This is a genomic window from Lysobacter sp. F60174L2, from assembly GCF_052547135.1.
Genome location: NZ_JBQWRA010000003.1, coordinates 283,975 through 304,906 on the forward strand (window position 1 = coordinate 283,975; position 20,932 = coordinate 304,906).

Here is a 20,932-nt window from a genome sequence, read left to right on the forward strand (position 1 = left end):
CTCGCCATCCGGATTCGCCGTGCAATCGCGACTTACGTCGCTCCTACATCAAAGCGGGCTCGCATCTACAATGGCGGCCCGTCTCCACGCCCCACGCCCCATGAGCCAGAAACAATGGATCGCCGGCATCAACGCCGTCTCCGCCGCGATCGAACACGACGCCGACAACGTCCGTGAGGTCCTGATCGAGGCCGGCGCCAAGAACCCGCGGCTGGCCGAGATCGAGAGCAACGCCCGCCGTTTCGGCATCGACGCGCGCCGGGTCAACCAGCAGGCGCTCGCTGGCGTGGTCGGCAACCTGCGCCACCAGGGCGTGGTCGCGCGCTACGCCGCGGCCAAGACCTGGAGCGAAGACGAGCTGCAAGGCCTGGTCGAGGCCGCCGAAGGCCGCGTGCTGGTGCTGCTGCTGGACGGCGTGCAGGATCCGCACAACCTCGGCGCCTGCCTGCGCAGCGCCGCCGCCGCCGGCGCGACCGCGGTCGTGATCCCCAAGGACAAGTCCGTGCAGGTCAACGCGACCGTGCGCAAGACTTCCGCCGGCGCCGCCGACAGCGTGCCGGTGGTGCCGGTGACCAACCTGGCCCGCACCATGCGCGACCTGCAGCAGCTTGGCGTCTGGCTGTACGGCCTGGCTGGCGAGGCGGACGCATCGCTGTATTCGATCGACCTGCGCGGCAACGTCGGCCTGGTGCTGGGCGGCGAGGGTGACGGTCTGCGCCGGCTGACCCGCGAGAACTGCGACCAGTTGGTCAAGATCCCGATGCCGGGCGGCGACGCCACCGGCGGGGTGGAGAGCCTCAACGTCTCGGTGGCGACCGGCGTAACGTTGTTCGAGGCCGTGCGCCAGCGGCAATGACCTGCAAACCGAAGGGGACGCACGATGAATCTTGAGTGGTACGACTGGATCGGCATCGCCGGCACGCTGATGGTGCTGGCCGCGTTCTTCCTGCTGCAGGCCGGCCGGCTGACCGGAACCGGACTGGTCTACCAGTTGCTCAACCTGCTCGGCGCAGGTGGCGTGCTGGTGTCGCTGATCGGGCAGTTCAACGTGTCGGTGTTCCTGCTCGAAGCCGCCTGGGTCGCGATCAGCGCCTATGGAATCGTGCGGTCGATGAAGGCCCGGAATCGCCCCGGGAACCGGACCTGAGACCTTTCACCGACGATTCGGATGTAGGAGCGACGTAAGTCGCGATTTCACTGGTGTCCCGGTGGTGCGTACTGCGCGCATCAGTGCATCGGCGCGGATTGTCGGCACGTGACGTACTTCGATTCCCGGTTCCGCCGTGCGATCGCGACTTACGTTGCTCCTACAAAAAGCGTTTACCGCGGCGTGGCGGCCTGCGTCGGTGCCGGCCACGCGTTGACGATCCTGCAGAACAGTTCGGCGGTGCGCTCGGTGTCGTAGACCGCCGAGTGCGCCTCGTTGGCATCCCATTCGAAACCGGCAGCCTGCACCGCGCGGGCGAGAACGGTCTGGCCATAGGCGACGCCGGCCAGCGTCACCGTGTCGAACACGCTGAAGGGGTGGAACGGGTTGCGCTTGTGACCGACGCGGGCGATCGCGGCGTTGAGGAAGTTGAGGTCGAAGTGGGCGTTGTGACCGACCAGGATCGCGCGCTGGCAACCGTGCTTCTTGCAGGCGGCGCGGACCGGGGCGAACACGTGGTCGAGCGCCGGGCGCTCTTCCTTGGCCAGCCGGAACGGGTGGTCGAGCTTGATGCCGGTGATTTCCAGCGACTTGGGGTCGATGTCCAGGCCGGGCGCGGGAACGACGTGGGCGTTGGTGGTCTCGCCGGGAAACAGCAGGCCGTTCTCGTCGATGTCGATCGGTTGCACCGCGATTTCCAGCAACGCGCAGCGATTCCAGTCGAAGCCGCCGGTCTCGACGTCGACCACCACCGGCAGGAAGCCGCGAAAGCGGGTGGCGAGCGGGGAGACGGTGGGGCTGGCGGAGGCGGCCTGGGGGGCGCCGGGTGCTGCGGTTGTCATCGGGGAAGCGTAGCAGACGGGGGTGGCCGGCCTGCGGGCGACCGCCTCCAGGAGCGCACTTCCAGGAGCCCGCCTTTTGTAGGAGCGACGTAAGTCGCGAATTCCTCGATGTCCCACGTGTTCAGAGCGTCGCGACTTACGTCGCTCCTACAACGGAGGAGTCGCGTTCAACAGGGCATCGTGTCGGTCCGGGTGCCCAGGACTACGCCGCTCACGTGCAACTGCTGCAACATCACCCGGCCCTGTTCGATGAACGTTTGATCACCGTTTACGCCAGCCTCCGCCGCCAGCGCAGCGAGTTGATCGCGTCCGGCGAGCCCGGGGTGCTGGTCGAGTCGCTGCAGCAGCCGGAAGGTCAATGCGCTGAGCTGCTGGAAATGGACCTTGCCGGCCGCGTCACGCTGCACCAGCAGGAATGTCGGCGTCGGCGCCATGTCCGGTTGGTTCGCGGGCGCGTCGGTGCGGTGATCGCCAGCAGGCTGGTAGTCGGGGCCGATACGGTGCACCGGCCAGTTGTAGGACAGCGGCCATGCCAGCGGTGACAGCAGCGGGCGGCCGTCGAGCAGGTCGCCATCGGGGTCGTGCGGAATGTCGTCGGCGCGCGCTTCGCTGATCTGCAGCGCCAGTTCGACCCACTCGTAATGCGCAAGCTCCGGGAGCCATGGCGGGTCGTTGCGATCCACGCGCGCGCCGGACGTCTCCCGGGGCGGGGTATCGCCGTGACCCGCGCGAGCCTCCAGATAGCGCACGAACTCGCGCGCCAACTCGGTGAACAATGGTGTACGCGACGGATGCTCGCGATAGAAGTCGCGCACCAGAGTTGTCCAGCGGTCCGGTTCCGGCCCGCTCGAAAATATCCGCCGGATCACCGGGAAGTTGCCGGCCAGCATTGACTCGATGTTGTTGAAGAACAGTTCCTGGTAGACCTTGAGCCGGCGCGGTTCGATCCCCTCGGGGGGCAACGCGTGGTCAGGGTCGCGGATGTAGTCGGCGAGCGCGCTTTTCACACCGGGCGCCACCGCCGTGGCTGCGCCGGGACGGTCACGGTGCAAACCGTCATCGCCGGAACTGTCGCGCTCAGGCAGCACGGCGTCGCCTGCCGCCGGCGCGGGACAGGTGGCCGCGGACGATGTCGAGTTCGCCCAGCAGCTCGTCCAGTGGCGGCAGGTTGAAGTCGCGCTCAAGCAGGGTCGGGCGTGGACCGAACCGGCGATACGCCTCGCCTAGCAAGGCCCAGACCGGGTCGCTCACCGCGGCGCCGTGGGTATCGATCTTGAGGTCGTCGGCCTCGTCGAAGTGGCCGGCGACGTGGATGTAGGCAATGCGCTCGCCGGGCAGCGCGCCAAGGAATTCGAGCGCGTCGTAGCCGTGATTGGTGGCGTTGACCACGATGTTGTTGACGTCCAGTAGCAGGTCGCAGTCGGCGCGTTCCAGCACGGTGTTGATGAAGTCGACTTCGGTCATGCCGGCCGGCTGCAGGGTCGCGTAGTAGGAGATGTTCTCGACCGCGATGCGACGGCCCAGCGCGTCCTGGGTGCGGCGGATGCGGGCGGCGACGTGCTCGACCGCGGCGTCGGTGAACGGCAGCGGCATCAGGTCGTAGAGTTGGCCGTGCCCGTCGCTGCAGGCGCTCAGGTGCTCGCTGTAGATCGGCACGCGGTGGGCGTCGAGGAAGCGCCGCAGCTTGCCGAGGAAGGTCTCGTCGAGTGGGCCGGGGCCGCCGAGCGACAGCGACAGGCCGTGGCAGACGATCGGGTGGCGCGAGGCGAGTTCTGCGAAGGCTTCGCCGAGGGCGCCGCCGACCCCGATCCAGTTTTCCGGCGCGGCTTCGAGGAAATCGAAGCTGCCCGGGGTGGCCGCCCGCAGCGGACCCAGCAGGGCCCGCCGCAGGCCGAGGCCGACAGCGTCAGGCGCGGGCGCGGACGACGCGGCCATGGATGACGCTCAACGCGACGTGGTTACTTCGAGCCGCCGCACTTGCCCTCGCCGCACTTGCCTTCCATGTCGCCCTTGGCGGCACCGGCGTCGGCCTTCTTCGCTGCGTGGTGGGCGTCCATCTCGGCGGCATCGACGAAGCCGTCGCCATTCGGATCATGCGCGGCGAACTTGCTGGTGTCGCCACCGTGGGCGGCGCCGAACTCGGCCGATGAGATTTTGCCGTCCTTGTCGGTATCCATCTTGTCCATGCCGCAGCTGCCTTCGGCCTTCTTGGCACCGCAGCCGCCTTCCTGGGTCTTGGCCTGGGTGGCAGTCGCGGCATCCTGCGCGCCGAGCATGTAGCCCTGCGCGAGCGGGGTGGCGGCGAAGGCGGAGCCGGCCAGCAGCAGACCGCTGGCGAGGGTGGCGGTGGCAAGGGCGGGCTTGTTCGGCTTGCTGGACATCGGCTGTCTCCGTGGGTGCGGCGCGGGCCGCGTTGAGGGCCGATGCTAGCGCGGTTTGCCCCGCGCGGTCTGAGCGGTTGGTTGTGCCGTGTAGGAGCGACGTAAGTCGCGACTCTCTGAACCCGGGACACACCGAGGAATTCGCGACTTACGTCGCTCCTACAAGAAGCCGCCCCCCCCAACGAAGTCAAGAATGGACGGGCACAGGGAGAGATTACGGCGCCACCGTATTACTGTCGTCACGCTTCTCGCGCGGCGGCAGGTTGTCCTCGCCGCGGACCAGGAACCAGACGTTCTCGGCGATGTTGGTGGCGTGGTCGCCGATGCGCTCGATGTTCTTGGCCATGAACAGCAGGTGGGTGCAGCCGGTGATGCTGCGCGGGTCCTCGGCCATGTAGGTCAGCAGTTCGCGGAACAGCGAGGTATAGGCCGCATCGAGCTCGGCGTCACGGTCGCGGACCTTCTGCGCGGCCTCCACATCGTTGTCGCGATAGGCGTCCATGACGTCGCGCAACTGCTGTGCCGCGAGTTTGCCGATGACCTGCAGGCCACCGACATGAGGCAGGGGTGGCGCCAGGTTCAATGCCGTGGAACGCTTGGCGACGTTGGCCGCGTAGTCGCCGATGCGCTCGATGTCGGAGGCGATGCGGATGGTCGCGAGGATCTCGCGCAGGTCGCGTGCCATCGGGCCGCGCAGGGCCAGCTTCATGACGTCCTGGCTGATCGCCTGTTCCAGCGCGTCGATCGCCTCGTCGTTGTCGATGATGCGGGCGGCGGCCTTGTCGTCGCGGCGCTGGACCACGTCGAGCGCGGCCTCCAGCTGCGCGGCGGCCATCTCGCCCATGCGCAGGGTCTCGTCGAGCAGGCGGCGCTGCTCGTCGTCGTAGCTCTTGACGATGTGGTCGTGCGGAATGTTGTTCATCAATGCGTCCTCAGCCGAACCGGCCGCTGATGTAGTCCTCGGTCTGTTGCACCGAAGGATTGGAGAAGATCGTGTCGGTGGCGCCGTGCTCGACAAGGTCGCCCAGGTACATGAAGGCGGTGTAGTCCGACACGCGCGCGGCCTGCTGCATGTTGTGGGTCACGATGGCGATGGTGTAGTCGTCCTTGAGCTCGGCCACCAGTTGCTCGATGCGGCTGGTCGAGATCGGGTCGAGCGCCGAGGTCGGCTCGTCCAGCAGCAGCACGTCGGGCTTCAGCGCGACCGCACGGGCGATGCACAGCCGCTGTTGCTGGCCGCCGGACAGGCCGAGCGCGCTCTGGTCGAGCTTGTCCTTGACCTCCTCCCACAGCGCGGCCTGGCGCAGCGCCTCTTCGACGCGGATGCCCATGTCCGGCTTCGACAGCTTCTCGTGGTGGCGGATGCCGTAGGCGACGTTCTCGAAGATCGTCATCGGGAACGGCACCGGCTTCTGGAACACCATGCCGACCTTGCTGCGCAGGCGGTTCATCGGGTACTTCGGGTCGAGGATGTTCTCGCCGTCGAGCAGCACCTCGCCGCTGGCGCGCAACTTCGGGTACAGCGCGTAGATGCGGTTGAACACGCGCAGCAAGGTCGACTTGCCGCAACCCGACGGGCCGATCAGCGCGGTGACCTGCTTCTCCGGGATATCCAGGTCGATGCCCTTGAGCGCGTGGAACCGGTCGTAGTGGAAGTCGAGCCCGCGCGCGGCGAGCTTCACCGGCGCATCGGTGGCGACAGGGGCGACGGTGGCGGCGAAATCATTCATGGCAGTCGTCTGGAAACGGGATTGGTGCTGCGGTGTGTCGGTAAACATGTCAGTCATTCGCGACCCGGTTGCGTGAAACGATCGCGCGGGCGACCAGGCTGATAAGCAGCACGAAGCCGGTCAGTACCAGCGCGCCGGCCCAGGCGATCGACTGCCACGACTCGTACGGGCTGCCGGCGAACTGGTACATCACCACCGGCACGCTGGCCATCGGGCCGGTGACATCGCTGCTCCAGTACTGGTTGCCGAACGCGGTGAACAGCAGCGGTGCGGTCTCGCCGGAGATCCGGGCCAGCGCCAGCAGGATGCCGGTGACGATGCCCGGCATCGCCGAGCGGTACATCACCTGCACGGTGACCTTCCACTGCGGCACGCCCAGCGACAGCGCCGCCTCGCGCATCTGCGAGGGCACCAGCCGCAACATTTCGTCGGTGGTGCGCAACACCACCGGCAGCACGATGAAGGCCAGCGCGATCGCACCGGCGATGGCGGAGAAGTTGCCGCCGGCCTGCATCACCACCAGCGTGTAGACGAACAGTCCGAGCACGATCGACGGCGCCGACAGCAGGATGTCGTTGACGAACCGGACGACCGTGCCGACCCTGCTGGCCGCGCCGTACTCGGCCAGCCAGGTGCCGGCGGCGATGCCCAGCGGCGTGCCGATGCCGATCGCCATCAGGCACATCACGGCACTGCCGAACAATGCGTTCCTCAGTCCGCCCTCGGCCATCGGCGGTGGCGTGTCCCGGGTGAACAGCGCCACGTCGATGCCGCCCAGGCCCTTGGACACCAGCGTCCACAGGATCCAGCCCAGGAACAGCAGGCCGAGCCCGGCCGCGAGGCAGGCGAGCACCAGCGACACGACATTGGTGATCCGGCGTCGGCGATACAGTGCGTCGGCGGTGCGCATGGCGCGACGGTCCATGCCGGTATTGGTGATGACCGCGCCCATCAGTTGCCCTCCTTGCGCGACAGGTGGCCGAGCATCAGCCGCGCGATCGCCAGCACGATGAAGGTCACGATGAACAACACGAAGCCGAGCAGCAGCAGCGCCGAGCGGTAGGTTTCGGTTGCCTCGCCGAAGTCGTTGGCGATCAGCGCCGCGATCGTCGTGCCGGGTTCCAGCAGTGAGGCGGTGAAGCGGGTCGAGTTGCCGATCACGAACGCGACCGCCATGGTCTCGCCCAGCGCCCGGCCCAGCCCGAGGAAGATGCCGCCGATCACCGCCGAGCGGGTGTACGGCAGCACGATGTCCCAGCTGACCTCCCATTTGGTCGAGCCGAGCGCGTAGGCCGATTCCTTCAGCCGCGTCGGCACGGTGAGGAACACCTCGCGCATCACCGACGAAATGAATGGAACGACCATGATCGCCAGCACGATGCCGGCGGTGAGCATGCCGATGCCGATCGGCGGACCCTGGAACAGCGGGCCGATCACCGGCAGCGTGCCCAGATGCTCGTTGGCCCACGGCGTGACGTACGTCGTCATCACCGGCACCAGCACGAACAGGCCCCACATGCCGTAGATGATCGAGGGGATGCCCGCGAGCAGCTCGATCGCGGTGCCGACCGGTCCGCGCGCCCAGCGCGGTGCGACCTCGGTCAGGAAGAAGGCGATGCCGAAGCTGACCGGGACCGCGATCAGCATCGCGATCATCGCGGTGACGATGGTGCCGTAGATCGGCACCAGCGCGCCGTAGCGGTTTTCGACCGGGTTCCAGTCGGCGCTGAAGAAGAAGTCGAGGCCCGAAGCCTCGAGTGCCTGGCGCCCGCCCCACAGCATCGACAGCGCCGCGCCGGTCAGGGCCAGCAGCACGAACACCACGGTGGCGACCAGCGCGTAACGGAACAGCCGGTCGTTGCGGGCGTCCTTGTGGTCGCGCGAGGCGACGGCGTTTGGCAGGGAGATAACACTCATTCGTAAGGCCTGGCCTGTCCCTTCTCCCGCTGGCGGGAGAAGGTGCCCGAAGGGCGGATGAGGGTGGCGGGGCACGCAGCCCTCACCCCAACCCCTCTCCCGCGCGCGAAAGAGGGGCCCGGATCGCGGTTACTGTGCGGCGGGCGCCTTGAACTCGGCGGCCCAGTACTGCTCGATCTGACCGACCAGCTCCGGCGGCAGCGGCACGTAGTCGAGTTCAGCCGCCTGCTGCTGGCCGTTCTCCAGCGCCCAGGTGAAGAACTCGCGGGCCGCGGCGCTGCGCTGCGGGTCCTTCGGCTGCTCGTACATCAGGATGAAGTTGGTCGCGGTGATCGGCCACGCCTGCTCACCCGGGGCGTTGGTGATGACCAGGTTGAAGTCCTGCACGCTGGTCCAGTCGGCGGTCGCGGCGGCCGCGGCGAATGTTTCGGCGCTCGGCGCGACGAAGTTGCCGGCGGCGTTCTGCATCATCGCGTAGGCCATCTTGTTCTGCAGCGCGTAGGCCAGCTCGACGTAGCCGATCGAGCCGTCGATCTGCTGCACGTAGGACGCCACGCCCTCGTTGCCCTTGCCGCCGACGCCGTCGGGCCACTGCACCGACTTGCCTTCGCCGACCGAGTCCTTCCACGCCGGGCTGACCTTGGTCAGGTAGTTGGTGAAGTTGAAGGTGGTGCCCGAACCGTCCGAGCGCTGCACCAGGTTGATCTTGCCCGACGGCAGCTCGACGCCCGGGTTGAGCGTGGCGATCGCCGGGTCGTTCCAGGTCTTGACCTTGCCCAGGTAGATGTCGGCCAGCAGCGGACCGGTGAGCTTCAACTCGCCCGCCTCGATGCCCTTGACGTTGACCACCGGCACCACGCCGCCGATCACCGACGGGAACTGCAGCAGGCCGGCTTCGGCCAGCTCCTCGCTCGACAGCGGCGCATCGGACGAGCCGAAGTCCACGGTGCCGGCCTTGATCTGGGCGATGCCGCCGCCCGACCCGATCGACTGGTAGTTGACCTGGTTGCCGGTGGCGGCGTGGTAGTCGGCCGACCACTTGGAGACCAGCGGGAAGATGAAGGTCGCGCCGGCGCCGGTGATCTGCGCGGCGACCTTGTCGCCGGCCGGGGCATCGGCGCCCGGGGCGTTGGCACCGGCGTCGGCCGCCGGGGCTGCATCGTTGCCACCGCACGCGGCGACAGCCAGCGCGACGGCGAGGGAGAGGGCGGCGGTGCGGAGGTTGAAGCCGGCCGGCGTGGTGTTCATGCGGAACTCCGTGACGAAAGATGCCGGTGTATCCGGCGGGTGCGACCATGAAATGATGTTTTTGTTACATCGATATGACAGTTCGGTGGATTTGTTACAAAACGCAAAAAAATGGGCGCGACCTTGGCCGCGCCCTGATGTTCAGGAGAGAGAGATGGAGCCGGGGAGGGCCCGGGAACATTGGGCCCGCCGGATGTTGCAGGCGTGTGTCGGTTACCAGTAGAACTGCGCGCGCGCTTCGAGGATGTTCGGGTCGTCGCTGACGCCCAGGCGCTCGCTGTCGACCTGAACGTAGTTCACCGCGAACTTGAAGTTCTTGCGCCAGTACCAGTTCACGCCGGCGGTCAGCGCGTCCATCTGGCCACCTTCGATGGTGCCGTCGTCGAGATCGATGGTGTCGTAGCGCAGGCCGAGCTGCCACATGCCGCGGGCCGGGTCGGACGGCTTGGCGGTGCCGGGCACGCCGTTCTTGTAGCTCCAGGTCTCGCCGGTCAGGTTGTAGAGCGCGCTGAGGTAGGCGCCGGTGGCAGCGTAGTCGGCACTGTCGTAGCGGTTGACATCGGCATGCATGTACTCGCCCTGCAGCTTGAACGGGCCGCGCACCCAGAGCGCCTCGACGCCGGTGGTGGCGAGGCGGTCGGTATCGGTGAGCGTGCCGCTGTCGACCAGCCGCACCCCGGCCAGGTCGGCCTGCGGACGAGTGCGCAGTCGCAGGGAGTCGGCGTCGGTGTCCTGGTTCGTATAGGACAGGCCGAAGTGGAGGATGTTGCCGTCCTGTTTGATCGGCGCGAAGGTGCCGCGCAGCGCGTAACCGCTGCCGTGGGCGCCGCCGCTGGTCAGTTCGCGGCCAAACGCGCTGCCGGTGACGCCCCAGTTGTCCTGGCTGTAGCCATAGGCCACGCCCAGTCGGCGCGACACCGCGAAGGTGTTGGTGGTCATCGCCTTGGAGATGAAGTCGTTGTTCTTGCTCGACGACAGTTCTTCCAGGCTATTGGGTTGCTTGAACTGGCCGGCCTGCAGCGTGTGACCGCCGCCGAAGCCATATGCGAGGTTGACGTCGAGCCATTTGTCACTCTTGCCGTCGTAGCCGACCACCCAGTCGAGGTTGCCCGGGCCTTTGCCCTTGAGCGCGAATTCTGCACGACGGACCTGGAAGTCATGGTCGCTGCCGTCACCCGGGTCGCCATCGAGGTTGGCCAGGTCGTTGTCGTACCAGTAGCCGTCGGCCTGGATCATGCCCTCGAAGCTGATTTCGGAGCCGCCGATGGTGTCGATCGGCACGCCTGCGTGGGATAGCGGTGCCAAAGCGGCGAGCGACAGGCCGACGAGGGTCCGCGTTGTGAGGCGGTTTTGTTGAAGTTTCATTGCGGTTTGGTGTCACGGCTGGGGAAGTGCCTGCAGGGTAGGCCGGATAAATTACGGAAATGTGACATTCCTGCAGTTTCGTGACGGAATTATTGCGCTTGTACGTCGTCAAACCCCACGCGGGTGCTCATGGCGGCGGCGCACGGAAGCTGGCCTGCACTTGCAGGCTGCCATTGCGTTCACTGATGTCGAGCCCCTGCGGGGCGATGCCGTGCTGCTGGATCAGCGCGTCGAGCCAGCCCAGCAGCGCGGGCGCGGCCACGGCGTCGATCCCGATCTCCAGCATGCCGGCATCGCCGGTGCGCTGGCGGCTGACCGGCACCTGTGCGCTGGCCGCGGCGTCGAGGATGGCGCGGGCAAAGGCATCGCCGGTGGTTGGCAGCCCCGGGTTCCGGGCCTGCAGTGCGGTGATCGTGTCGACCGCCTGCGTGACTTCGTGCAGGTCGGCGGCGGCGCTGTCATGACGGTCCCGGGCCGCATCGCGCATGTGCTGCAGAGGCGCGATCACACCGAACCACAGCGCGAATGCGGCGAGGGCGGCGAACATCACCGCCAGCATCCGTTGCTCGCGGAGTTCGCGTGATCGCCACCACTGCCGGAGGTTGTCGAGGGTGCTCATGCGGCGGGCCTCACGGTGACGGTGAACTGGTGGCGGCCGTTCGCATCGCGACGGCCGGTCTCGACAAGTTCCAGCCCGTTGCCTGCCAGTGCGGCGCGGATGCTTTCCAGCGCGGCCGGCGCGGGCACCACCAAAGTCGCGTGAAGTTCGACGTTGGAATACGACATGGCATCCAGCTCGGCGCCGTTGGTTGCCGTGATGGCAGCCAGCAGTGCGGCGGTTGCGTGGGCAAATCCCTGACCGGCCTGCACTCCGGCGAGGTGCTCGCGGATTGGCGGCACCGGGTCGGCATCCGCACCCAGCGTGGGCAGCACTTCGCGGGCACGGGTGTTCGCCTGTGTCTGCAGGTTGCTTGCGGCCACTTCGTAACGGGCGATCTGCGCGGCCAGCAATACCAGCGGTGATACCGCCAACACCGCGGCAAGGATCGCTGCACGGCGCCAGGCCGGCCAGCCTTCGCGACGGACGGGTTCGCGGGCGAAGGCGTATTGCAGCAGGTCGATCGGCGGTGACAGTGCGTTGGCGGCGAATGCGGTTTCCGCTTCTTCCAAGGTCAGGGTGCGATGCGGTTGTTCGCTGATGACCTGTTCGGCCAGGGTCGGCTCGGCGGCGAAGGCCAGTCGCGGGCCGCGGACCAGGCGGTGGCCGTCGATGTCGGTAGTGACCAGTGCGTCGGCGTCCGCGATCGGCAGCAGCATCGGCAGCGGCACCACGGCGTCGGGGGTCATGCCGAATGCCGCGGCGCGGTCCAGCCAGCCCCGCATGGTCGCCGTCTCGACCGCGACCACCAGGCAGTTTCCGTCATTCGTGGCCGGCGCGATCGCCAGATGCAGGGTGTCGACCGGGCCGGCGATCTGTTCGGCGAGGAGTACGCGCGCCGCCGCTACCGCCTGCAGCGGGTTGCGCGCGGGCAGGTCCAGCCAGGTCGACAGGCACTCGCTGCCGGGCACGGCGAGTATCTGCCGGGCCGGGGATTCGTTGGCGGTGGCGGCTGGCGGTGCAGCCGGGTCGATCACTGTCCGCGAAAGCACGCGACCGGCGCCATCGACCTGGAGACAGGTGGCGGATGCGCCCGGTGCGGTCGGAAGCAGCAACAGGCGGGTGGTTGGATTCATCGCGATCGGCTCGCGTGGATTCTTCATGCTCATTCCAGTGGTGCCAGGCGGTGCGCGACCAGCCGGGTGTGGCCCGCGTCGTTCTCGAACAGTGCGCTGGCCACGACCTGCGCGTCGGCGTACTCGATCTGTGATTGCAGGGCGAAGAATCGCGTCCGCAACGAGACCTGCTCGCGTACCGGTTGCGATGGCTCGATCCCGGCCAGCAACCGGTTCGACCAGAAGGCGTCGAAGTCGGGCCAGCCCCCGGGCGGTCGCGCGCGGATCAGCCGATGCGCCGCGTCCGGCCCGAGCGCGCCATCGGTCAGCATCGACAGCAGCACGGCGTCGTCGTCCTGGAGGGTATTGAGGTTGATCGGCGACGGCTCGTCGGTCGGCAGCGCGCAGACGTGCGGGCGCAGTCGGATATAGATGTCGTCGTCGAAACCCGCGATCGCGCGAAGCTCGCTGGGCTCGGCCAGTAGCGTGCCGCTGGTGCGATGGACCGGCGTACGCGACAGGTACGTCGCATCCTCGGCGCCGGACGCGCCGGGAGTGGTGTCGGTATCGATCCAGTCGACCAGTGCATCGACCAGCGCGTCGGCCTCGTGCGCGGGGACGTCGAGGGCGTGCAGCAGCGCGCCGAACTGCTGGCTGCCGGTGTCGCTGCGTTGCCACAGCTCGGGCGCGCCCATGACCACGCTGTTGAGGTTGAAGCAGGTGGTGGCGTCGGACAGGCGCGCGCTGATGGTGCCGTGTTCGATCGGGAACACCAGCGGCCGGTCGTTCCAGTCCCCGGCCAGCGTGGTGCGGCCGGGGTCGCGCGCCGACAGCTTGTCGATCTGCGCCATCGCCAGCGTTTCCGCGCCGAGCGCGTACCACTGCGCCTGCGCCATCGACTGCGCGTTGGATGCGCGGCGCAGGCCGAAGCGGATGTCGTCGAGCACGCTCATCACCAGCACCGACATCACCGCGACCAGCAGCAGCACGGTCAGCAGCGCGACGCCCGACTGGCGGTTCACGACTCCGCCCCCGGCAGCAGGAACAGTTGCTCGATCCGGCCCAGGCCTTCCAGTTGCAGTTGCAGCCGCACTGCGTCGGGCATCGCGGACGCTCCGCCGGGCCAGCCGTCGATCCACTGGCCGCGGTAGTGGTAGCCGATGCTCGCCGATTCGATGCCAGCCAACATCACCTGCGGCACGCCTGGCGCGGCGCCGTCGAGCGCGGTGCGGACGCTGCGTTCGAGTTGACCATCGACCAGCCGGTACTCGACGTACTGCATCGATGCGCGCGGCTCGGCGTCGGGATTGGGCCAGCCGCGGCGGACCAACGCCAGCAGCGGTGCCGCGCCGGACATAGCCCGGCCGTCCCCGGCGGTGCTGCCGACAAAGGCGTTGCGTGCGGGCGTACCGTCGCGTTCGCGCACCCGTCGCGGCGCGGCCTGCGCCAGGTCGGCCTTGAGCAGGGCGCGCGCGTGCTGGAACTCGCCGAGCCGGTCCATCCGCGCCTGCACCACGCCCTGGTTGTCGGCGGCGTAGGCCATCACCGTGACGCCGACTGCCGAGAGCAGGGCGAATACCAGCAGCGCGACCAGCATCTCGACCAGCGTGAAACCGCGCGCGTTCATTGCGCGCTCCGGAACACGCTGGCTTCCGCGACGATGCGATCCTCTGTGGCGGGCGTCACGGTTATGTCGACCCGCACGATCTCCGCCATGTCGGTGGGACTGACCGTGCGGCTCCAGCGCCAGTCGCGGTCGCCGGCGGACCCGGTGCCGGAGGTATCGGCGCCGAGTTGCCCCGGCGCCGCCAGCATCGCCTCCACCGCGCGGTTGTCGGCGACCACGCCGGCCAGCACGCGCTCCTCGATCACCACCGCAGTGCGCGCGTTCTCGCCGGCCAGGTTCAACAGCGCCAGCGCGACCAGGCTGAACACCGCCAGCGCCACCAGCAGTTCGATCAGCGAGAAGCCCCGCGCGGGACAGTCAATGCGATGCATCGACCTCGACCTCGCCGGCGGCATCCACGACGACCTGGAGTTGCCGGCCGTTGCGCGTCAGGCGCACCGCTTCATCGCGCCCGCCACCGGTCGGCTCGAAGCGGAAGCTGACCTGTTCGCGCGCGCCATCGAGCACGGCGGTGGTGCCCTCGGCCCACGGCACAGGCTCGAACGGACCTTCATCCAGCGGTTGCCATTGGCCGAAGCTCTGGCGCTGGAACGAGTAGCCGCGTGCATCCACCACCACCTGCACCGCGCGGGTGGTCAGGATCGCCTCCTCCTGCGCGCGCACCAGTCGTGCCGCGAGGGCGTCGGCTTCGCGCGATAGCGTGTTGCCTTCGCCGGGCGCGGTCAGCACCACCGCCACGCCCATCAGCCCGACGATCACCAGCACCACCATCAGCTCCACCAGAGTGAAGCCGCGCAGGCGGGCCGGGCGCCGCAGGCGGGTGGGCTGGCGCGACAAGGCTCAGTTCCAGTTGCCGATATCGGTGTTGTCTTCTTCACCGCCCGTCACGCCATCGGCACCGAACGAATAGATGTCGAACGCGCCGTGCTCGCCGGGCTGGCGGTACTGGTAGGGGTTGCCCCACGGATCGGTCGGCAGGCGCCGGATGTAGCCGCCCTTGCGGTAGCGCTCGGGTCGGGCGAGGCCGGCCGGGGCGCGCAGCAACGCGTCGAGGCCATGTTCGGTACGCGGGTAGACCAGGTTTTCCAGCCGATAGGTCTCGACCGCCTGCTCCAGCACCGACACGTCGGCGCGGGCCTTCTCGACCATCGCGCGATCTTGGCTGGGCATGACGTTGATCATCACCACGGTGGCGAGCAGGCCGATGATGACGATCACCACCATCAGTTCGACCAGCGTGAAACCAACGGCGGTGCGGCGGGGTGGGATACGCGGGGTGTGCATGGGCATTCCTCAACCAAGGACCAGGGAATTGAACTGAAGGATCGGCAGCAGGATCGCGAGCACGATCACCGCGACCACGCCGCCGAGGACGACGATGATCACCGGCTCCAGCAGGCTCATCGCGACTGAGGTGAAGGTGTTGAATTCGCGTTCGAGGTAATCCGCGGCGCGCTCTAGCATCGGCGCCAGGCGGCCGCTGTTCTCGCCGCTGCCGGTCATGTACAGCAGGGTTGGCGGAAACACCGCGGCGCGGCGCATCGCGCTCGACAGGCTGCCGCCCTCGCGGATCGAGGCGACCATGGTGTCGGTCGCGGCGCGCAGCACGCGGTTGTGCACGGTGCGCGCGGTGATCACCAGGCCTTCCATCATCGGCAGGCCGCTGGCGAGCATGATCGACAGGGTCCGGGCCATCTGCGCGGCGTGGACATCGCGGACCAGCCGACCCAGCAACGGCGTCTTCAGCACCAGCGCGTCGAAGCGCAGCCGGAACGCCGGGCGCTGCAGCAGCCGCGCGAATGCCACGCCCGCCAACGCGAGCAACGCCAGCACCAGCAGGCCCCAGTTGGCCATCAGCTCGGAGATGCCGATTACGATCTTCGTCAGCATCGGCAGCTCGCGGCCCATCGAGTCGAACTGCTCGACCACCTTGGGCACCACGAACGCCATCAGCGCGATCACCACCGCGACCGCGGTCAGCGCAAGGGCGGCCGGGTAGACCAGCGCGGTGACCAGCTTGCCGCGGACCTGCTGCTCGCGTTCGAGCAGGTCGGCGAGGCGTTCGAGGATGTCGGGCAGCGCGCCGGAACCTTCGCCGGCGGCGACCATCGCCCGGTACAGCGGCGGGAAGGCCTTGCCCTGGCGCGCCATCGCGTCGGACAGGCGGAAGCCTTCGAGCACCAGTGCGTGGGTCGACATCAACACCCGGCGGACTGCGCGCTTCTCGGCCTTCGCGCCGATCGTGCGCAGGGCTTCTTCCAACGGTGCGGCCGAGACGAGCGTGGCCAACTGGCGGGTTACGAGGGCGACGTCCTTGGTGGTGAAGCGGTCGAAGCCGCGCGCCGGTGATCTGCCCGATGCGGAGTCGTTGCCGGCACGCGCCGGCTCCAACCGGACCGGCACCAGGCGCCGCCGCTGCAGCCGTGCGCGGGCGTCGCCGGGATCGGTGGCATCGAGGCGGCCGCTTCGGTTGCGGCCGCGCTCGTCGAGCGCGTCGTAGTCAAACGCCGGCATGGCTGGCGTCCGCGGCCGGCGTTGCGTGGCCGTCATCCTCGCGGGTCACGCGCAATGCTTCCTCCAGCGTGGTCGCGCCGCTGGCGACCGCGGCGCGCGCGGAACCGGCGAGCCGGTCGGCGCAGGCGAACGCGGCGCGGGCGAGGGTGTCCTCGTCGGCGTTGTCGCCGATCAGCCGGCGCATTTCGTCGTCGATCACGATCGCCTCGTACACGCCCATGCGCCCGGCGTACCCGGTGTGGTTGCAGCGCGGGCAGCCGACCGCCTGGTACAGCACGCCGTCGAAGTCGCGACCCATCAGCCGCTCGCCCAACGCGTCGACCGGACGCGTTGCTCGGCAATGCGTGCAAAGGCGCCGCACCAGCCGCTGCGCCAGCACCAGTCGCACGGTCGAGGCCAGCAGGAACGGTTCCGTCCCCATGTCGCGCAATCGGGTAATCGCGCCGACGGCGTCGTTGGTGTGCACGGTCGACAGCACCAGGTGGCCGGTCAGGCTGGCCTGCACCGCGATCTGCGCGGTCTCCGGGTCGCGGATTTCGCCGACCATCACCACGTCCGGGTCCTGCCGCAGGATCGCGCGCAGGCCGGCGGCGAAGGTCATCCCGACCTTGGTGTTGACCTGGGTCTGGCCGACGCCATCGATCGCGTATTCGACCGGGTCCTCGACGGTGAGGATGTTGCGGCTGCCGTCGTTGAGCGAGGCCAGCCCGGCGTACAGCGTGGTGGTCTTGCCCGATCCGGTCGGGCCGGTCACCAGCACGATGCCGTTGGGCACGTGCAACGCCTTGCCGAACGCGGCCTCGACCGCGGCCGGCATGCCGAGTTGCTGCAGCGTCAACGTGCCCTGGTCCTTGTCGAGGATGCGCAGCACCACGCGCTCGCCGCCGCGCGCGGGCAGGGTGGAGACGCGCACGTCGAGCGCCTTGGCGCCCATCGCCACCGAGATTCGGCCGTCCTGCGGGATGCGCTTTTCGGCGATGTCGAGCCGCGCCATCACCTTGACCCGCGACACCAGCAGCGGCGCGATCCGGCTCGGCAGGCTGACCGCCTCGCGCATCACCCCATCGACCCGGAAGCGCACGCGCAGCGCGGCCTCCGATGGTTCGATATGGATATCGGAAGCGCCCAGCCGCGCGCCCTCGGCGATCAGGCCGTTGATCAGCCGGATGATCGGCGCGTCGTCCTGATTTTCCAGCAGGTCGGCGGTCGCCGGGATGTCCTCGACCAGCGAGTCGAGGCTGCCGTGCATGTCGAGCTGGTCGACCGCATCACTGGTGCCGAGGCCGGCGTCGGCGTAGACCTCCGACAGCTTGCGGTCGAACGCGGCGTGCGGCAGTCGCGCGACCTGCAGTGGCCGGCCGAGCGCGCGGCGCACTTCGATCAGCGCGGTCGCAGCGGCGTCTTCGCGCAGGCCGATCTGGATCGCCTCGCCCGCGCCATCGAGCACGACCACGCCGTGCCGCTTGGCAAACGCATAGGGCAACGACGGCGCGGTGGTGCTCATGGGGTGGGCAGGGCTTCGGTGGTCGTGGGTACCGCCGCCGGCGCCGACGTGGCCCCGGTCGGCGGTGCTACCGGCGGATGCGCGCGCAGGTAGTCACGCACCAGCACGTCGAGCGCGGCCTCGCGCTGCTTGCCGTCGTCGATCCGCAGCTGCGAGTTGCGCATGTAGTCGTAACGCGGCGCGGTCACCCGCTGGGCGTCCTCCGGCCCGCCGACAATCGTCGGGCGGATGAAGACCATCAGGTTGGTCTTGTCGCGCGATTTGCGGTTGGAGCGGAACAGGCTGCCGAGGATCGGGATGTCGCCCAGCAGCGGCACCTTGTCGACCGAACTGCGCTCGGCCTGGTCGAGCAGGCCGCCGAGCACGACGATCGCGCCGTCGTCGACCAGCACCCGGGTCTCGATCTCGCGCTTGTTGAGGATCAGCTCGTCGAAGTCGGCGGACACCGGTCCGGCGACCGACGACACTTCCTGCCGCAATTGCAGGGTGATGCCGCCGCCGGCGTTAATCTGCGGCGTGACTTCCAGCTGGATACCGACGTCCTGCCGCTCGATCGTGCGGAACGGATTGGAGTTGCTGTCGCCCAGCACCTCGCCGGAGGTGACCGGCACTTCCTGGCCGACCAGGATCCGCGCCGGCTCGTTGTCCAGCGTCATGATCGACGGCGTCGACAGCAGGTTGGAGCCGTTGTCGGTCTTGACCGCGTTGATGATCAGTCCGAACAGGGTGTCGCCGGCGCTGCCCGCGATCCCCGCCAGTCCGCCGGTCAGGCCGAGCAGCGACTGCATCGCGGCGTTGCGCGCGGTCTCGGTCAGGTCGGAGTCGTCGTCCTTGAGCAGGGCCGCGCCGGCCAGCTCGGTGATGCCCGGTCCACCGTTGCGGAACTGGCTGACCCCGAACGGCACGCCATCCTTGTTGGCCGCCGCGATCTGTGCGCCGAGTTCGCTGGCGGCGTCGTCGGAAATCTCGACCACGATCGCCTCGACCAGCACCTGCCGGCGGCGCACGTCGAGCTGCTTGATCACGCCCAGCAGGGTGCGCTGGGTTTCGGGATCGGCGTTGATGATCAGCGCGTTCTGGCCCGGTGCGCGGACGAGGGTCGGGCGCTTGCCGGGCACCGCCGAGATCAACTGGCCCTGGCTGGCGTCGATGCCGGTACCGGTTGGGCCGGTGCCGACCTGGGCCTGTGTGCCGCTGCCGGTCGCGTCGACGGCTTGCCCGACGAGTTGCTGCAGCACCGGCAGCAACTGCTCGGCGCTGGCGTGCTGCAGTTGCACCACTTTCAGGTCACCGGTGCTTTCCGCGCGGCGGTCGAGTTCCAGCACCATCTGCACCACCCGCTGGATCACCTCGGGGCTGCCGCGTACCACGATCGAATTGCTGCTCGGTACCGGCAGGATCGACATCGCCGCGTTGCCGCCCTCGCCGCCACCCATGCCGAACAGCTGGTTGACGGTGGCGGCGATCTCGCGCGCCGAACTGTTGCGCAGGGTGACGGTGTCGATCGAGGCGCGGTCGGTGTCGATCTGCGCGATCAAGTCGCGGATCCGGCGCAGGTTGTCCGCGTAGTCGGCCACCAGCAGGCTGTTGCCCTGCGCGGTGGCGATAACCACGCCGCCGCGGCCGACCAGCGGCTTGATGGTCTCGGCGGCGATGCGCGCATCGACCCGCTGCAACGGAATGATATCGGTGGCAAAGCCGGTCGCGCTGCCGCCGGCCGAGCGCGGCTGCTGCGCGGCGGTGTCGTCGGGCACCACGCGATAGGTGCCGGCGCCCGCGGGCACCGCGATCAGACCGTTGGCGCGCAGGATCGTCAGCAGCACGCCGAGCAGTTCCGACTCGCTCATCGGCTGGTCGTTGGAGAAGTTGACCATGCCCTGCACGCGCGGGTCGACGATGAAGTTGGTGCCGGTCGCGCGGGCGACGTCCTGGATGAAGGCACGGATGTCGGCGTTGCGCACGTTGAACGCGTTCGGCGCGGCGGCCGCGGCCTGCGCGATCGCCGGATGCATCGGTTGCAGTGCCAGCGCCAGGACAAGCGCGGTGGCGAGGAAGGGACGGCTCATCAGGGCGCCTGCACGGTGGTGGTGTGGGTCTTGCCGTCGCGCCGGTACTGGATGGTCACCTGGCTCCGGCCTTTCAGTTCGTTGCGCAGTCCCGCCAGCCGGGCGGTATCGAGCGGGCGTCCGTTGACCGACAGCACCACGTCGCCGGGTCGCAGGCCGGCCGGTCGCAGCAGTGCGGCGCGGACGCCCGGGGTGATCATGTAGCCGTCGCCATTACTCGCCGCGGGATCGACCGGAGAAGGGGATTGGCCCGGCGTTGCCAGAGCCGTGGTCGTCCCACCCGGAGGCGAGGCCACGCCCGGGACTGCTGGCGGCGCCGCTACCTTGGACTTGCCGGCTGGCAGCTTCGTCGCGGCTGACGGGGCGCCGGCAGTGGCAAGCGGCGGCAGCTCCAGCCGATGCCGCATACCGTTGGCGGAGAGCACTGCATGGTCGATTCCGACCGACTCCAGCACGATGCCGGTGGCGACCTCGCGGCCGATCGCATACGACGCCTGTTCACCGTCCTTGCCGAGGATCGCCGAGCCGTGGTCGCCGTCGCTGCGCACGCCGAACAGGGTGTAGCCGAGGGCTTTGTCGTTTGCGCTTCCGGCCACCCGCGCCGAACGGAAGAACACGTCGGCCCGGGGCAGTGCTGGCGATGCCGGGAGGTTATGCGCAACAACCTCCGCAGTCGTGTCAACCGGCCCTGGGGGAGCCAGCGCCAGCCAAACCAGTCGCCCGAGCTGTAACAGGAGCAACGCCCCCAGCACCCATTGCGCCACGACTGGAAGCCGGGCGCGCCAGTGGGAAAGCTGGTCAGGAAGTAACCGGGTGGGAAGCAAATGCATTGGTCCTGCAGCGGCCGGGAACGTTGATATTTCAGGCGTGCGCACAGG

General features: G+C 68.5%; 23 protein-coding genes. 2 read left to right on the plus strand and 21 right to left on the minus strand.

What is annotated here, in order from left to right:
• The first annotated feature begins 100 nt into the window (after positions 1–100).
• Both rlmB and ACT9AS_RS10325 read left to right on the plus strand, forming a co-directional pair.
• Positions 101–856 carry a 23S rRNA (guanosine(2251)-2'-O)-methyltransferase RlmB gene (rlmB, locus tag ACT9AS_RS10320; RefSeq protein ID WP_445100051.1) on the plus strand — a complete coding sequence of 252 codons (756 nt, stop codon included), beginning with the start codon at positions 101–103 and terminating at the stop codon, positions 854–856.
• Between the two features lie 24 nt (positions 857–880).
• Positions 881–1,147, plus strand: coding sequence for a CBU_0592 family membrane protein (locus ACT9AS_RS10325; RefSeq protein ID WP_445100052.1), 267 nt, complete (start codon positions 881–883; stop codon positions 1,145–1,147).
• A gap of 173 nt (positions 1,148–1,320) precedes the next feature.
• Here the strand turns inward: ACT9AS_RS10325 and rnt are convergent, their stop codons facing one another.
• The 21 genes from rnt to ACT9AS_RS10430 form a co-directional block, all read right to left on the minus strand.
• The gene (rnt, locus tag ACT9AS_RS10330; protein WP_445100053.1) at positions 1,321–1,989 is read right to left on the minus strand and encodes a ribonuclease T; all 669 of its coding nucleotides are present in this window, start codon (positions 1,987–1,989) and stop codon (positions 1,321–1,323) included.
• Positions 1,990–2,156: 167 nt separating this feature from the next.
• Positions 2,157–2,996 (minus strand): HvfC family RiPP maturation protein, encoded by an 840-nt coding sequence (locus ACT9AS_RS10335; RefSeq protein WP_445100054.1) that lies wholly within the window; start codon positions 2,994–2,996, stop codon positions 2,157–2,159.
• Between the two features lie 70 nt (positions 2,997–3,066).
• On the minus strand, positions 3,067–3,924 hold the full coding sequence (locus ACT9AS_RS10340) for an HvfB family MNIO-type RiPP peptide maturase (protein ID WP_445100055.1): 858 nt from the start codon (positions 3,922–3,924) through the stop codon (positions 3,067–3,069).
• A 23-nt stretch (positions 3,925–3,947) separates the two neighbouring features.
• Complete coding sequence (locus ACT9AS_RS10345; RefSeq protein ID WP_445100056.1) at positions 3,948–4,370, minus strand: EF-hand domain-containing protein; 423 nt, start codon at positions 4,368–4,370, stop codon at positions 3,948–3,950.
• 214 nt (positions 4,371–4,584) lie between these two features.
• Entirely contained in the window at positions 4,585–5,292 is a 708-nt protein-coding gene (gene phoU / locus ACT9AS_RS10350) for a phosphate signaling complex protein PhoU (protein ID WP_445100057.1), read from the minus strand.
• Positions 5,293–5,302: 10 nt separating this feature from the next.
• Positions 5,303–6,100, minus strand: coding sequence for a phosphate ABC transporter ATP-binding protein PstB (gene pstB / locus ACT9AS_RS10355; RefSeq protein WP_445100058.1), 798 nt, complete (start codon positions 6,098–6,100; stop codon positions 5,303–5,305).
• A gap of 49 nt (positions 6,101–6,149) precedes the next feature.
• Positions 6,150–7,025: a phosphate ABC transporter permease PstA gene (gene pstA / locus ACT9AS_RS10360; RefSeq protein ID WP_445100355.1), complete on the minus strand. Its 876-nt coding sequence runs from the start codon at positions 7,023–7,025 to the stop codon at positions 6,150–6,152.
• 26 nt (positions 7,026–7,051) lie between these two features.
• Positions 7,052–8,017 (minus strand): phosphate ABC transporter permease subunit PstC, encoded by a 966-nt coding sequence (gene pstC, locus ACT9AS_RS10365; RefSeq protein ID WP_445100059.1) that lies wholly within the window; start codon positions 8,015–8,017, stop codon positions 7,052–7,054.
• A gap of 129 nt (positions 8,018–8,146) precedes the next feature.
• The gene (gene pstS, locus ACT9AS_RS10370) at positions 8,147–9,265 is read right to left on the minus strand and encodes a phosphate ABC transporter substrate-binding protein PstS (RefSeq protein WP_445100060.1); all 1,119 of its coding nucleotides are present in this window, start codon (positions 9,263–9,265) and stop codon (positions 8,147–8,149) included.
• Positions 9,266–9,478: 213 nt separating this feature from the next.
• Positions 9,479–10,630, minus strand: coding sequence for a porin (locus tag ACT9AS_RS10375; protein WP_445100061.1), 1,152 nt, complete (start codon positions 10,628–10,630; stop codon positions 9,479–9,481).
• 127 nt (positions 10,631–10,757) lie between these two features.
• Positions 10,758–11,249, minus strand: coding sequence for a type II secretion system protein GspM (gspM, locus tag ACT9AS_RS10380; RefSeq protein ID WP_445100062.1), 492 nt, complete (start codon positions 11,247–11,249; stop codon positions 10,758–10,760).
• Complete coding sequence (gene gspL / locus ACT9AS_RS10385; RefSeq protein WP_445100063.1) at positions 11,246–12,391, minus strand: type II secretion system protein GspL; 1,146 nt, start codon at positions 12,389–12,391, stop codon at positions 11,246–11,248. The genes gspM and gspL overlap by 4 nt, the downstream gene beginning before the upstream one ends.
• A gap of 2 nt (positions 12,392–12,393) precedes the next feature.
• Positions 12,394–13,365 (minus strand): type II secretion system minor pseudopilin GspK, encoded by a 972-nt coding sequence (gspK, locus tag ACT9AS_RS10390; protein WP_445100064.1) that lies wholly within the window; start codon positions 13,363–13,365, stop codon positions 12,394–12,396.
• The gene (gspJ, locus tag ACT9AS_RS10395) at positions 13,362–13,970 is read right to left on the minus strand and encodes a type II secretion system minor pseudopilin GspJ (RefSeq protein ID WP_445100065.1); all 609 of its coding nucleotides are present in this window, start codon (positions 13,968–13,970) and stop codon (positions 13,362–13,364) included. Before gspJ ends, gspK begins: the two co-directional genes overlap by 4 nt.
• Positions 13,967–14,341: a type II secretion system minor pseudopilin GspI gene (gene gspI, locus ACT9AS_RS10400; RefSeq protein ID WP_445100066.1), complete on the minus strand. Its 375-nt coding sequence runs from the start codon at positions 14,339–14,341 to the stop codon at positions 13,967–13,969. The genes gspJ and gspI overlap by 4 nt, the downstream gene beginning before the upstream one ends.
• A complete protein-coding gene (locus ACT9AS_RS10405) occupies positions 14,328–14,807 on the minus strand; it encodes a GspH/FimT family pseudopilin (RefSeq protein ID WP_445100067.1) in 480 nt (159 codons plus the stop codon). Before ACT9AS_RS10405 ends, gspI begins: the two co-directional genes overlap by 14 nt.
• Before the next feature lie 3 nt (positions 14,808–14,810).
• Positions 14,811–15,260, minus strand: coding sequence for a type II secretion system major pseudopilin GspG (gene gspG / locus ACT9AS_RS10410; RefSeq protein ID WP_445100068.1), 450 nt, complete (start codon positions 15,258–15,260; stop codon positions 14,811–14,813).
• A 3-nt stretch (positions 15,261–15,263) separates the two neighbouring features.
• On the minus strand, positions 15,264–16,484 hold the full coding sequence (gene gspF, locus ACT9AS_RS10415) for a type II secretion system inner membrane protein GspF (RefSeq protein ID WP_445100069.1): 1,221 nt from the start codon (positions 16,482–16,484) through the stop codon (positions 15,264–15,266).
• Positions 16,471–17,988 carry a type II secretion system ATPase GspE gene (gene gspE, locus ACT9AS_RS10420; protein WP_445100070.1) on the minus strand — a complete coding sequence of 506 codons (1,518 nt, stop codon included), beginning with the start codon at positions 17,986–17,988 and terminating at the stop codon, positions 16,471–16,473. The genes gspF and gspE overlap by 14 nt, the downstream gene beginning before the upstream one ends.
• Positions 17,985–20,054: a type II secretion system secretin GspD gene (gspD, locus tag ACT9AS_RS10425; protein ID WP_445100071.1), complete on the minus strand. Its 2,070-nt coding sequence runs from the start codon at positions 20,052–20,054 to the stop codon at positions 17,985–17,987. The genes gspE and gspD overlap by 4 nt, the downstream gene beginning before the upstream one ends.
• Positions 20,054–20,884: a type II secretion system protein N gene (locus tag ACT9AS_RS10430; protein WP_445100072.1), complete on the minus strand. Its 831-nt coding sequence runs from the start codon at positions 20,882–20,884 to the stop codon at positions 20,054–20,056. The genes gspD and ACT9AS_RS10430 overlap by 1 nt, the downstream gene beginning before the upstream one ends.
• Between the last annotated feature and the right edge of the window lie 48 nt (positions 20,885–20,932).

What these genes read in the sequence shown, in the direction of transcription:
- rlmB (WP_445100051.1), top strand. Translation starts at nt 101, where the DNA reads ATGAGCCAGAAACAATGGATCGCCGGCATCAACGCCGTCTCCGCCGCG.
- ACT9AS_RS10325 (WP_445100052.1), top strand. Translation starts at nt 881, where the DNA reads ATGAATCTTGAGTGGTACGACTGGATCGGCATCGCCGGCACGCTGATG.
- rnt (WP_445100053.1), bottom strand. Translation starts at nt 1,989, where the DNA reads ATGACAACCGCAGCACCCGGCGCCCCCCAGGCCGCCTCCGCCAGCCCC.
- ACT9AS_RS10340 (WP_445100055.1), bottom strand. Translation starts at nt 3,924, where the DNA reads ATGGCCGCGTCGTCCGCGCCCGCGCCTGACGCTGTCGGCCTCGGCCTG.
- ACT9AS_RS10345 (WP_445100056.1), bottom strand. Translation starts at nt 4,370, where the DNA reads ATGTCCAGCAAGCCGAACAAGCCCGCCCTTGCCACCGCCACCCTCGCC.
- phoU (WP_445100057.1), bottom strand. Translation starts at nt 5,292, where the DNA reads ATGAACAACATTCCGCACGACCACATCGTCAAGAGCTACGACGACGAG.
- pstB (WP_445100058.1), bottom strand. Translation starts at nt 6,100, where the DNA reads ATGAATGATTTCGCCGCCACCGTCGCCCCTGTCGCCACCGATGCGCCG.
- pstA (WP_445100355.1), bottom strand. Translation starts at nt 7,025, where the DNA reads ATGGACCGTCGCGCCATGCGCACCGCCGACGCACTGTATCGCCGACGC.
- pstC (WP_445100059.1), bottom strand. Translation starts at nt 8,017, where the DNA reads ATGAGTGTTATCTCCCTGCCAAACGCCGTCGCCTCGCGCGACCACAAG.
- pstS (WP_445100060.1), bottom strand. Translation starts at nt 9,265, where the DNA reads ATGAACACCACGCCGGCCGGCTTCAACCTCCGCACCGCCGCCCTCTCC.
- ACT9AS_RS10375 (WP_445100061.1), bottom strand. Translation starts at nt 10,630, where the DNA reads ATGAAACTTCAACAAAACCGCCTCACAACGCGGACCCTCGTCGGCCTG.
- gspM (WP_445100062.1), bottom strand. Translation starts at nt 11,249, where the DNA reads ATGAGCACCCTCGACAACCTCCGGCAGTGGTGGCGATCACGCGAACTC.
- gspL (WP_445100063.1), bottom strand. Translation starts at nt 12,391, where the DNA reads ATGAAGAATCCACGCGAGCCGATCGCGATGAATCCAACCACCCGCCTG.
- gspJ (WP_445100065.1), bottom strand. Translation starts at nt 13,970, where the DNA reads ATGAACGCGCGCGGTTTCACGCTGGTCGAGATGCTGGTCGCGCTGCTG.
- gspI (WP_445100066.1), bottom strand. Translation starts at nt 14,341, where the DNA reads ATGCATCGCATTGACTGTCCCGCGCGGGGCTTCTCGCTGATCGAACTG.
- gspG (WP_445100068.1), bottom strand. Translation starts at nt 15,260, where the DNA reads ATGCCCATGCACACCCCGCGTATCCCACCCCGCCGCACCGCCGTTGGT.
- gspF (WP_445100069.1), bottom strand. Translation starts at nt 16,484, where the DNA reads ATGCCGGCGTTTGACTACGACGCGCTCGACGAGCGCGGCCGCAACCGA.
- gspE (WP_445100070.1), bottom strand. Translation starts at nt 17,988, where the DNA reads ATGAGCACCACCGCGCCGTCGTTGCCCTATGCGTTTGCCAAGCGGCAC.
- gspD (WP_445100071.1), bottom strand. Translation starts at nt 20,054, where the DNA reads ATGAGCCGTCCCTTCCTCGCCACCGCGCTTGTCCTGGCGCTGGCACTG.
- ACT9AS_RS10430 (WP_445100072.1), bottom strand. Translation starts at nt 20,884, where the DNA reads ATGCATTTGCTTCCCACCCGGTTACTTCCTGACCAGCTTTCCCACTGG.